At 43.8% G+C, this 11,975-nt stretch carries 10 protein-coding genes; all 10 read right to left on the bottom strand.

Going from position 1 to position 11,975, the window contains the following annotated elements:
* Positions 1–504: 504 nt before the first annotated feature.
* The 10 genes from VNN20_09265 to VNN20_09220 all read right to left on the bottom strand — a co-directional run bounded on the left by VNN20_09265 (position 505) and on the right by VNN20_09220 (position 11,966).
* Complete coding sequence (locus tag VNN20_09265) at positions 505–1,374, bottom strand: hypothetical protein (GenBank protein HWP92372.1); 870 nt, start codon at positions 1,372–1,374, stop codon at positions 505–507.
* A gap of 715 nt (positions 1,375–2,089) precedes the next feature.
* Complete coding sequence (locus VNN20_09260; GenBank protein HWP92371.1) at positions 2,090–3,148, bottom strand: glycosyltransferase; 1,059 nt, start codon at positions 3,146–3,148, stop codon at positions 2,090–2,092.
* A gap of 1 nt (position 3,149) precedes the next feature.
* Entirely contained in the window at positions 3,150–3,761 is a 612-nt protein-coding gene (locus VNN20_09255; protein HWP92370.1) for a sulfotransferase domain-containing protein, read from the bottom strand.
* Between the two features lie 218 nt (positions 3,762–3,979).
* On the bottom strand, positions 3,980–5,128 hold the full coding sequence (locus VNN20_09250; protein HWP92369.1) for a glycosyltransferase family 4 protein: 1,149 nt from the start codon (positions 5,126–5,128) through the stop codon (positions 3,980–3,982).
* 174 nt (positions 5,129–5,302) lie between these two features.
* Positions 5,303–6,034, bottom strand: coding sequence for a hypothetical protein (locus VNN20_09245; protein ID HWP92368.1), 732 nt, complete (start codon positions 6,032–6,034; stop codon positions 5,303–5,305).
* Complete coding sequence (locus VNN20_09240; protein HWP92367.1) at positions 6,034–7,146, bottom strand: glycosyltransferase; 1,113 nt, start codon at positions 7,144–7,146, stop codon at positions 6,034–6,036. Before VNN20_09240 ends, VNN20_09245 begins: the two co-directional genes overlap by 1 nt.
* A gap of 523 nt (positions 7,147–7,669) precedes the next feature.
* Positions 7,670–8,092, bottom strand: a complete 423-nt coding sequence (locus tag VNN20_09235; GenBank protein ID HWP92366.1) for a stealth family protein — start codon at positions 8,090–8,092, stop codon at positions 7,670–7,672.
* A gap of 19 nt (positions 8,093–8,111) precedes the next feature.
* Positions 8,112–9,338 carry a glycosyltransferase family 4 protein gene (locus VNN20_09230; protein HWP92365.1) on the bottom strand — a complete coding sequence of 409 codons (1,227 nt, stop codon included), beginning with the start codon at positions 9,336–9,338 and terminating at the stop codon, positions 8,112–8,114.
* 365 nt (positions 9,339–9,703) lie between these two features.
* Entirely contained in the window at positions 9,704–10,714 is a 1,011-nt protein-coding gene (locus VNN20_09225; protein HWP92364.1) for a glycosyltransferase family 2 protein, read from the bottom strand.
* 157 nt (positions 10,715–10,871) lie between these two features.
* Entirely contained in the window at positions 10,872–11,966 is a 1,095-nt protein-coding gene (locus tag VNN20_09220; protein HWP92363.1) for a glycosyltransferase family 2 protein, read from the bottom strand.
* Positions 11,967–11,975 lie beyond the last annotated feature (9 nt).

Raw genomic sequence — 11,975 nt, 5'->3', positions numbered from 1 at the left:
AAAGGCTTTTACCTTGACTATAAAGAGTTAGCAGAAATAACCCCAGAAAGCCGGAGAAAATAAAAAAAGCTCGGTCCAAGCCATCGAAGCATAACGGTTGAGGTCAACATCAAGAGGGAGCTCAGAATCGAAGTGTAGATGGATCCTTTCGTGAAATAGTGAAGCAGAAATCCAACCAACAGAATATTCGCCCCGAATGAAAAAGCGTTGAGCCATCTTACTCCATCTAACGGGTCTATTCCAGATACTTCAAACAAGGAAAGCAGCATCGGGAAAAAAGGTGCCATTTAACTACCGCCGTTTTTACGCCGCTAGCCACCTTGCTCGCGTATCCATGCCCAGCGGCCAGGTGTCTGGTGAAACGCCCCCAGGCTCCTTTCTGCCCGGGGGTTCGCCGCATTAGATCAGGCCAACTCCAATCTTTGACCATGTGCACCAACGTCATATCGATAGCTTTCTCACTATTAGGATTTTCTTAACACAAGGTCCATTAAGGATTCCTGATTAATCTCTGTGCCTAATCTCCAGATTCGGCATCCCCCAACACTCATACCCCATATCATGAGCCATCATCCCTAAACCCTCTGTTTCTATCTCTCCCATATATCCTCCGCTCAGTATATGTAGAATGTCTCTTTTTACTGGCGACATGTTCTTTTCTCTTATCCGGTCTAGGGCGTTTAGTAAAGCTCTCTTTAGTATGTCTCTTTTTCTTAGAAAATAATTGTTTCTTCTAATAAGTGGATTTTTCTTGCCATATAGAAATGGAGGGAAAATCAGCCCGTCTCTATGAATATCCGCTTTTATTAAAAGCATGGTCCCACCCACAGCGTGTAATTTTACAAGATCACCCTCATTTCTTAGGTCATGCATGTGTAATTTTCCTTTATCTCTCCAGGCGTTCAAATCATGGCTTATGCCACCATACTGCTTGACACAGTTTGGCTGTACAATATCTTTGCCGGTTGCTAAAAGTCTTTCTATAATATCAGGAGGATACTCAATCACATCAACATCTATCCACAGGACCCAATCCTCGTCATCAAGTGCGTGAAAAAGGAGGCGGTTTCGGCTCCTTGCGAGTATAGTTCTTCTCTCTATTTGGATGTGCCCAGCCCACCTGGGAGTGCCAAGTGGTATATGAAATCCAAAATCCTTTTTCCATAATCCAGCCGACCGGAAGTTCCTTCTTAACTCAGGGAGTCTTTTCTCCAGCTCAATATAGGTATTGTCTACGCTATCGCTTTCCAAGAATCCAATCGAGATCAATCCATGGGGATAGGTTAATTGATAGAGGGATCGAACATAGGTTTCTAAGAACCCCTCGGCATCTTTTACCGGGGTTAATATGAGAACTCTATCTCTATATTCCATAGCCGCCTACCCTCCTCCATTCTCATGAAAAATGAGTGGTTGTTTTTAAGAGCAGAGGATATATCACTGTTGCTTGACTGTGTCAATACATTGACGAAATATGTCCAGGACAGAAGCGCTGTATGCAAATATAGGGTAAGTAATCCATTCGGAAGGCACCTTTGCAGCCTACCGAAGAATACGCTTAACACCACCAAGAGAAGTGCCATTTATCTGATTACTCAGTTTCTCATACAATCTATGAAATTGTTCCTTTCTGTTCTCGAGAGTCGGTATAAGAATGCGAAATAGCATTTATGAAGCCTCAGGATTATTTTTATTTGTCCTTACGGGTTTCTCCAGCTGGTGCGAAAGATCGCACCTCAGAATGTCCTGAGTCCGTAATATATCGTCCCGGTAATATTCAATCAACCACTCACGCATCTCAGTCTGAAGCTCTGGCTTTCTTAGATTTCTTTGTCTAAACTCTCCTAAAATCAAGTCCCAAACCTTATAGAAAGTCGTCGTGCCGGATCTCGGCGCTCCTATAAAATAAGAAAGTTAGGCATTCTCATCATGTAATATTATAAATACAGTTTAATATCTGCATTTTCGACCACCAATTACGCTCAATCACTTAGCTCCATTCAGGCGATGCTTTAATATGTATCTTGCGGCATTGTGTCATTCTTCCGCCGACGGATTGATCGGTTGGGCTGAGGTTCAGAAAAGTATCCTAAGCTATAGCCACTCGCTTCTTATTCACGGCCTCCATGATGACCCTGATGCTGTTTCCGAACGTCATTTCCTTTGTAGCAAAATGGTAGGCGTTCTCGACGATACGAAGCCTCTCTTCCTGGTGATCCAGATAGTAAAGTATGGACTCCGCCAGCTTCTCCACAGGCACCGAGACATAATGGATGCCCGGCTTATAGGCGGGGGAGTGCGGTAGAACCCTCTCTGAAACAATCAGAGACCTGTTTGGAGCGGCAAAAGCAAACCTGAGTGAATTCTCAGACCACCAGGTTCTGAGGATGTTTACTGTGATTTTTGCGCGGTTCAAAAGTCGGGTGCGTGCTTCTCCGAAAATAAAGGGGTTTTTGATTCCATCGGCTATATGAAACCGCACACCACAGGTATTTAGCTTCTCCTGCAATTGGTCGAGTATTTTACTCCGGCGCCTCGTTCCACGCATACCCATCCATAGGACATCTATATCCCGTTCAAGGTTGAGATCCGCATACCAGAGCGGAGACGCACCGAAAGGGGCATGGATCGCGGGCAAGCCGTGCTCGGAAAACCCCCTGGCATATACGGCGGATATGTCCGCAAAAACGTCGAGCCAACCCCTCCGATGGGCATAATAGTAGTCTCCTAAACGCAGAGACCCCCGCATGCCAGAGTTTATTAAATACAGAGGCGAATAACGCAACAGGGTTTTAGCCAAGCTTCTGTTGGAATCATTTAACCGCCCTACCCAGGAACGGAAGGCCCCGATTACCATACCCACCCGGTACGGTATGCTGAGATTAACGAGTCCCTCTGTATTCCAGTGCACGAAGGTCGGTCGTTCCTTACTAGGCACACCGTCGAGCTGGCGCGGAATTTGTAAGAATTCACGATATGGCGCAAATGAGAATACGACATCTACGCCCCGAGGAATCGCCTCGTCGAATTTGAAATAAACCGTTCGATGTCCTAGATTAGTTAATTCGTAGTGGATCGCGGATTCTATATCCCCGGGACTATCATCCCATTTAAGGAGCGCTACATTGTAATATGCTTCTGAAACCATTTTAGCGTTTCCACCAATCCTCCGACTTTTCATATCCAAATCTCAGCAGAAACTCTGTGCCTCCCCTTTCATGGAAATACCTTTTTGTTTTATCGTCAAATATAACTTTCCAATAATCCTGAGCCCTGTGTTTCTTCAAGAGGTAATATATTGAATCCTCTTCCGGTTCATACACATATCCATTATGAGGATTTTCAAAATAGGATTTTCTCTCTTTAGCAAGCCCGATACATCTACCGATGGTATCATTGGGCAAATCCACATCCATGAAATTTAATATCTTCTTCAGTGTATCTGAAGGGTTATTTATTAAGTCCTCGTATCTAATAAATAACACGTTCTTTTTGGCAGACTCATATAGTGCTTCTCTAACGTGGTCTCCCCAGAAATGTCCCTTCTCGGATAGATAACGTATTCCTTCATATATATCCCTCGGTTTGGAGAAATTATGACCTCCCCAAAGAAACTCCATATAAAGGTTAGAGATCATGGCATTGCGTCCGTCCCTGATGATATACACTATATCTATATATTCGGGATTAAATGTATGGCTTTTAATTAAGTTAATATGATCTAAGGCGTTCGTTAGGGGTTTATCCTCCTGACGTATCACGTCTCCCTTATATATGCTTAACTGAGGTCGGCCTTGAAGTATAGAGAAGTAAGTTCTTAATAAAGTACTGCCGGAACGGAAATAGGATATTAGATAAATTTTCTTTTTAAGGCTCCACCTTGCATTGAGCAGATAGAAATGATCCTCTATAAAACCCCGGAACTTAACCTTGATTTCTTTTACACTCTTCATCCTCTTTGCATAATTTGAGAAAGGCTCTAGGATCGCCTTACTATTTCCCGGATGCGGCACATGAATGTCTCTGAGGAAAACATCTCCTTTCTCGAAGTTAGATAATCGCGGAGCGATTTCTGCTCATCCGAATTGCCCATTACACATAAGATCTTTTCGACTGCCTCCTTGTCTGTCTCGTATAACAGCCGATCATCCCTTCCTACGATTTCCACCTGTCCGCCACAATTAGGAACAAATACAATACAGCCCGCCTTTAGCATCTCGGCAACGGCAATACCAAAGTGCTCACGTGGCATTCCATGAATCCCATACCTGTGCCCTGAGATGAGTCGTATGAGTTCCTCACGCGATAGATTCTCATTTAGAAAAACCCAAGATGCATTATCTCGTACCTTCTTAACTACCCGTTTGTAGTAACTCATGTCATAACCCGGGGTTCCAATGATGTGTAAATGAATATCCTCACCATGCGACCTCACTTCCGACAATATATCTATTATATTCTCTAATCTCTTCTCACCAGAAATCCTCCCAATGCATACAAAACCATTCTCTCTATCCTCCCAGGGCACATCCGGAAAGAGACCGGGAACTGGAGGATATACCGTCATCGTCTCAATTCCATAAAATTCTCTGCACTTGCTTCCGGTCCAGTCGGAATTTACCAAGGTGAGGTTCTTTTTCATACTCTCAAATGAATAGCCGGATATGACTCTCCAGGGCTGGTATCGTCCACAGACTAGGGTCCATAGGTGTTGATACCATGGAAGATCGACAGCCGATGGGCGTCTTTTCTCATGTATATGTAGCCAGGGATAGTGAACGTACTGGATTCCTTTGCGTCCAAAGTCAATCTCGTTACTTGCGGTGATGACAACGTCAAATCTATCCTTCACAATCTTACAGATACGCATGAGAAGAGAGATCCTTTGTACACCGAAGCGATCGAGATCAGCCAGACGGCGCAAGAGCCGAGGCACACAGTAAACCTTGAAATCGGACGGGCTGAGAGATGTCCCATAATACCGATTAAGCAGGTCAACATTGGGCGGGGCACTGGTCAGTACCGATATATCATACTCCCCCTTTAGTGCCTCGATGATCCAGACGGCAACTGCGTTACCGCCGCCCGGGGGTTGCAGTGTGGATTGGACAAGTAGAACTTTCTTCATTGGGGATGTTTATGAAATTAGCTATGCGCTTATACCGGGCAATTCCAAATCCCCATATCTCATCACTTCAACCAGTAGATATATCGCCCTGCGCAGAACGCAGCATATTCAAATTATCCTGTAAATCGTATTCCCACTTATCCAGTAGATGGTTCATGATTTCTGGGTTGTCGGTTAACTCCCTTCAAAGGCATTTTTGGCATGGAGATACTCCTTATTCCACATATAAGCCAGGTTATTTCTCTTATATAAACCCGCCCTTGATTCGAGCTTATTCAAGTAGTTCACAGGAAAAATCGCCCGATACCTGTAGAACGGCTGGGGTAAGTAGTAGGTGTGCTCCCCCTTCGCGTACAGCAAATAATCCATTAGTTTACGCGGGCGAAACATAAAACGCTTGGGGTCGTAACCGACATCATAGGCATCGCCTTTTGAGATTATATATTCCTTGTTTTTAAACAGCCTCCTCCTAAAATCCACAATCCAAAGCAGCCTGCCCCCCATGACGTTATAGAACGGCAACCTGAACATCTCCACGTCAGGGTAAAGAACGGGGAGGTTCCTGAGTTCTTCTAGTGATGATTCATGTATTATCTCGTTGGCTTGAACATAAAGACAGTAAATGCCAGTACATCTCTCCTTTAAAAGATTGGTCATCGTCGCAAGGATTTCGCCCCTCTCCGTTTTGTCTCCCCATTCGTCTCTGAAAAGTCTGACTTTGCCCGGGTATCTACTTTTTAAACTCTGCAAGGCCTCCCATGTTTCATCTGAAGAATAGCCATCGGATATAAGGAACTCATCACATATGGGGAACGCAGCCACGATTGCCTCTAAAAATGGGTATCCCTGCGATACGGCGTTTTTCAATATCATAAAGCCCGATATGGTCACCTTTTCTAAAGTCATCATTTATCCCCCTGGAATTGCCTTACGATTTCCTGAATATCACGCATGAATCTCTCTGTTGAGAACATTTCTTTCCTTGAGTTCAAGTAATCAATTAATGACATTTGCTCATCCGGATTGCCCATCACGCGCACAATCTTCTCGACTGCTTCCCCTTCAGTCCTATAAACCAAACGTTCATCCCCTCCAACAATCTCCACCTGTCCCCCGCTGTTATGAACAAAGACTATACACCCCGCTTTGATCATCTCCCCTACTGCAATCCCAAAATGTTCCTCTATGTTTGCGTGAATTCCGTACCTGTGCCTGGAAATCAGATTTATAAGCTTCTCTCTCGATAAGTTTTCGTGTAAAAGAACCCAAGGTGAATTTTCTCTCACAACTCTCATAAGCTTTGAGTAATATTCATTCTCACCTGCGAATGGGCTAGGGGTTCCAATGACATGTAAATGAATATCCGGAATTCTCGCTCTGACCTTCGTAAGAATCTTTATTATCGTTTCAAAATTCTTCCCGGGGCAGAATCTCCCGATACAGACAAATCCGTTTTCCCTATTATTCCAATGAATATCGGGGAATGTACCAGGAATCGGAGGATAAAGTGTTATAGGGCTAATCCCGTAAAATTCCCTAACCTTATTCCCAGTCCAATCTGAGTTAACAAGTGTAAGATTATTTACCATTCGACTATAGGAAAACCCGGAGAGCAGCATCCAGGGCCTGTAACTGCCCTTCAAAGTTTCCCAGAACCTTCGATGACGTGGCAAATCAATATCTGGCTTAATCTTTCCGTACAAATAAGGATAGTGAAAATACTGTATTCCCCGACACCCCAGGTCTATTTCATTCTCGGCGGAAATTACTACATCATATTTGCTGTTCAATTTCTTGGATAAGCGCATCAGGTAGCTCTGCCTCTGAATAGTTGCGGGATCAGGGTCTAAGTCTATAATGCTACGTAAAGCAGGGTTGACGGAGTGGACACCGAGTTCAGACTCGTTTAACGAAGTGCCATAAAATCGGTTTACCTCTTCGAAATCAGGATGTTTCCAGGTCAAGATGGAGACGGAATTATCCTTTTTCAGCGCTTCTATCATCCATGCCGCAACCATCCTTGCGCCCCCAGGAGGTTCAAGAGTGGTTTGGACAAATAAGACTTTTTTCATATGTGACATTTGATAAGTCTATAACTAATTAAACTCACACAACATGCTCATTCTTTCTTTCCCAGTTAATGTATTTAAACTCTTAAAATAAGTGTTACGCCCCCAATTCAGGGTAACAGTCTCATGTATCTGATCTCCTTTATAAGATTCAATTAGGAAGAAAAAGTAAAGTACCCTTAAAACCAGATCATCTGCGGAACGAAATCTGTGTGAGGAGGTTTTTTGAAACTCTTCGGGGATCATGTTCTCTAAATAAACCAGTATTTCCTTATCATAGAGCTGAGGAGCATGTGCGGGCAAAAGGCGGGAGCGTTTTTTGCCCCAAAGCATATTGATGACCTTTTGTGTATACGCATATGCCCGATCTTGAACCGGTCCTCTGTCGGTTTTACTCCGCAAAAGGTTTTTTTGAAAGTAGATATACTACCCGCCGGACTCTGTTATAAAATCACCTTCAGAGACAGCCCTGCTAAGGAAGACGTCGAAGCTGAAGTTCAATAGCGTTTAAATTAAACGTCGGTAGATAGGATTTATCTAAAAAGATTTCATCATGGGTGATTATCGAGATACGGTTGTGTGATGTATCTAACCAATTAGGGATGTCACCATTGGTGACTATATAAATATTGCCGGCCCATGGGGCGAAGGCTTCAAGCGATCGCAATGAGTATCTTAGCTCATCGTTATTGCGGAATCTCTGCGAACTGATACTTTCAGGCAGAACCGATAAGGCATCGTGCCAGTATGTCTTTAAACGTTCTTTAAATTTCGGTTTAGTTCCATCAACCCAGGTGTATACAACATCAATACTCTCCTCAAGGTATGACTTGTCAACAGGTAATTTGCCCGAGTTTACAACAGCCCTTGGTTTACTTATATCAGTGCTGTTCATACTTTCTTCTCTAAAATATTTAATCCAACATCCTCACTTTGGAGTAATCTGATATATTCTCATATACCTTCATCAGTTTTCGGCTAATCACTGCCCAATCATAATGCGTCTCGACCAAGCGCCGGGCATTACGGGCTATCCTTTCCCTAAGCCCTTTATCCGTAAGTAGCTGAATTACGCGCTCTGAAAACTCCCTCGGTGAATCGGAAATCATAATGTTCTCTCCATCAGTTACGTTCAACCCCTCACAGCCGAGAGTCGTGGATACTATCGGTCTTCCCAGTGCCATTGACTCTAAGATTTTGAGTCTGGTTCCTCCGCCTCCTCTCAGGGGAACTATTGTTACCTGCGATTGCTGATAATAGGGAATTACATTTTCGACGTAGCCGGTAACGGTCACGTTTCCTCGCTCAGCCAGCTCTCTTATTTCCGGAGCCGGTTCATGTCCCACTACAACCAGTTTTAAATCCGGTATTCGGTTTTGGATAAGAGGCATGATGGAGTTGCAAAAGTAAAGAACTGCATCGATGTTTGGAGGGTACCCCATTACTCCGACAAATATTAAAGTATTTTCCTGGGGACCCTCTCCGAGAGGTTGATAAAGCGTGGTATCGACGCCGTTATCGACGATCGAGATAGGAACGTTCGGGTTAGCTGATCCCAGTGCTTCTTTCTCGATAGGCGAGACGACAAGACAATGATCAAACATTTGGGCATACCGGGCCTCCCAGCCGTGCATCAGCATCCATTTTACCAAAAAAAGGAATTTCTCCTTAATCGGGGTCTTGAGAAAGAACATCCGTTTGTATTGGTTGAATGCGAGGTTATGAAAAGACAGTATCTTCTTACACCGGCTATCCGTCGGAATGGCCTCAACGTAAGGGGCAAGGAAAGAATGCTCTATCTGGACGATATCCGGGTCATACTTGCCGATTACCTTGCTGATCTTATTCATCATTTCATCATATATGAAGGGATGAGTCGCTAGTGGTCTTCCGTTCAAAATAGTATGCGCAATGCTGAAAAGGTGCTCTTTGACAGAAAGGGAGTTTGCCAGGACAAAATCTAGATAATGGCAGAGTTTTCTCAGGTGGTCTACTTGTCTCACCTGCTTTTCTTCGGTAATAAGGCTCAGTAGGAAAACAGAATGATGCCCAGAGATATTTTTGATGAGGTTATAATCGTGTATTCTCGCCCCGCAGTCGGGAGGGTAGGGAAGACCGAGTGTAACAAATAGTATTTTCATGTATGTATGTTTCCAGGAATGGAGTAATAATAATTCTAGAATGACCGGCTAAATCGGAGGCCCCTTTCTTGACCCAGAATTGGAATAATCCCGGAAACGGTTTTGACAATGTAAGAGGGTTTAACATCCGGCGAAAGCATTTCCTTGGAACCCCTAAAAATAGTCATAAGTTCTAATTGGTTTCGGGCTAAAATGAGCTTCAATTGTTCCCACGAGGTCACGTATCTGTGAGGAGAGGGCCGCACGTTTATGATGCGGTTTCTATCCAAAAAACCACTTTTTGAGAATCGTTCTTGAATATGCTTTGAGTTATTCTGCTCATGGTCTTTATCGTATTGAACCGTCCCCAGAAACCTAGCCTTCTATCACGTCCAGGCTCGGAACCTGGTCTTAGGGTGCAAATCCTTGAAATAAGAAACAATCCCGAGAGCCAAGCCGACCCCGCTGTACAGGTAGCTAAACCAGTTCATCAAAATCGTTTTCACCGTGAACAGGGTGCCTTTTTCTTTCCAAGCAAGGCGATAAAAGCGCTGGTTTAAAATCAGGAATGACACTAAAAGAGGTAAAAAAAGAAATCCGCTTTTGGGCAAAAAATAGATCAATGGCAAGTTGAATAACATCAAGAACGCCAGGGGAACACTCAGCACGTTGTTCATCCTTAAATTCAAATCTTTACGGAATATCCTTTTCTCCAGCATCAACCTAGTCCAGGGAATGGCCCTATTCATAACATCGGACCTAAGCAGGCTAAGAAAGGTATATTCCTTGCAGTGGGTAAGTTGTATCTCTTTATTAAGAAATATCTTATAGCCCAACTGATAAAGTCTGTACCCAAATTCCATATCCTCCAGACTTCTATAGTTTTCATCGAAACCCCCTAGTTTGAAAAATATATCCCTTTTTATCGCTCCAAAACCGCCGCAAAAGGTGGCCGCATCTTCCAGGGAATTTTGATGGGTGTAGTGATGTACCAGGTTTTTATACTGGGAGTAGAAATTGGAGGGAACGGTGTCTTTTTGATAGGAGCAGAATAGAGCAGATATCTCCGGCCTGCCCCGAAAAGTTTCTACTATCTGTCCTATCGTGTCTTTCTGGATAATAATGTCCGAATCCAAAAAGAATAAAATCTCACCGCCCGATGCTTCCGCCCCTCTATTTCTGGCAGCGGCGGGTCCTAAATTGTAACTCATCCTAATTAACCTGCAGGGGAATTGACCGATTGCATTTAGGGAATTATCTGATGAGTTATCATCGATGACTATGACCTCAAAATTCTGAAAATCGGAATCGTATACCGATTTAAGACACTCAAAGATGGTTTTTTGTGAGTTGTAAACCGGGATGATGATTGAAACTAAGATATCCGGGTTCATCATTTGACCAAGAACTCCTCTATTCATCGCCGTCTAAGGCGTTGTTCGGCTCCCTTTTCGTACCATGACCAATATACTTTAGCCCCTTGGGTTTATTATATAAGCCCAGCTCGGAAAGCATGACAGCGAGTATAATATTAGTATTAGTCCGTGGCATCGGTCAATTTCTTTGAAGAAGACTTTGGGCGAAAGCATTGGCCTTGTGCAAGACCGAGCGTAAAATCGGAAACCTATGAAGAAGCCAGCATGCGGCAAAAGAAGTGCCGCTGTAAAAATAGTAGAGGAAATGAAGTGGTATAGCCGTGACAGTGAATTTTAGTCCCCTCTCCCGATAGAAAAACCCGTATACCTTTCGATTAAGGATTAGGAGCGTGGCGATTAGCGCCAAAGAAGCTATGAAAAAATTATCTGCGGGGAATTTGAACAGATTAAGAGCGCCTAAAAGCGAGACGATAACCGTGAGAACTAATATCCCTACTAATAAAGCGCTTATCCGGTGGGGGATTTGGAGGTTTAAATCACGCGGTAATAAACCGCTCTCCAGAATCAACCTGGACCAGGGGATGGCGCGGTCAAAGATGTCTGTTTTCAGACAACTTCGCCATTTCCAGTGCTTCAGGTGTTTAACCTGAAGCTCTTTGTCTAGAAGAATTCGGTAGCCTCTTTTCCACATCCGTAGCCCCAGTTCTATATCCTCGATGGACGGTTTAGTGTAGAGATATTCATCGAAACCATTGAGTTGATGGAAGATCTCCCGATAAATAGCGCCGCAGCCCGCCCAGAAGGTTTTTGCTTCCGATTGAGAATTTTGGTGTATGTAGTGGTGAAAAAGATTCCGATACTGGGACAACAGGTCAGAGGCAGCAGGACTGTCATCATAAGAGCCGAAGACAGCCACAATTTCTGGATTCTTCATAAAGTCTTCAGCTATGCGAGTAATGGTATCAGGCTTGACTACTATGTCGGAATCGACGAAAAAGAGTATTTCTCCCTTTGCTTTCTCAGCGCCAAAATTGCGCGCGGCCGCCGGACCGGATTGGCGGTCCAGTCGAAGTACCGACGCACCTTTTCCCCTGCTGATTTCAGCGCTTTTGTCTGTAGAGGCATCGTCGACGACTATGATTTCATAAGGGTTATAAGTAGAGGCAAGTATTGAATCTAAACACTTATCGATATAGTTCTCCCCATTATGCACTGGAATAATAATCGAGATGAAGGGCGTCTTATTTTGAAACGAGGGGGTAGAGTATTGCATGTTCATCAT

Source organism: Thermodesulfobacteriota bacterium (assembly GCA_035559815.1).
Taxonomy (GTDB): Bacteria; Desulfobacterota_D; UBA1144; order Nemesobacterales; family CSP1-2; genus DATMAT01.
Note: the sequence above shows the minus strand (reverse complement) of the source record. Positions and strands in the feature narration are given on the sequence as shown.

What these genes read in the sequence shown, in the direction of transcription:
- VNN20_09230 (HWP92365.1), bottom strand. Translation starts at nt 9,338, where the DNA reads ATGAAAATACTATTTGTTACACTCGGTCTTCCCTACCCTCCCGACTGC.
- VNN20_09240 (HWP92367.1), bottom strand. Translation starts at nt 7,146, where the DNA reads ATGGTTGCGGCATGGATGATAGAAGCGCTGAAAAAGGATAATTCCGTC.
- VNN20_09265 (HWP92372.1), bottom strand. Translation starts at nt 1,374, where the DNA reads ATGGAATATAGAGATAGAGTTCTCATATTAACCCCGGTAAAAGATGCC.
- VNN20_09225 (HWP92364.1), bottom strand. Translation starts at nt 10,714, where the DNA reads ATGATGAACCCGGATATCTTAGTTTCAATCATCATCCCGGTTTACAAC.
- VNN20_09245 (HWP92368.1), bottom strand. Translation starts at nt 6,034, where the DNA reads ATGACTTTAGAAAAGGTGACCATATCGGGCTTTATGATATTGAAAAAC.
- VNN20_09250 (HWP92369.1), bottom strand. Translation starts at nt 5,128, where the DNA reads ATGAAGAAAGTTCTACTTGTCCAATCCACACTGCAACCCCCGGGCGGC.
- VNN20_09235 (HWP92366.1), bottom strand. Translation starts at nt 8,092, where the DNA reads ATGAACAGCACTGATATAAGTAAACCAAGGGCTGTTGTAAACTCGGGC.
- VNN20_09220 (HWP92363.1), bottom strand. Translation starts at nt 11,966, where the DNA reads ATGCAATACTCTACCCCCTCGTTTCAAAATAAGACGCCCTTCATCTCG.
- VNN20_09260 (HWP92371.1), bottom strand. Translation starts at nt 3,148, where the DNA reads ATGGTTTCAGAAGCATATTACAATGTAGCGCTCCTTAAATGGGATGAT.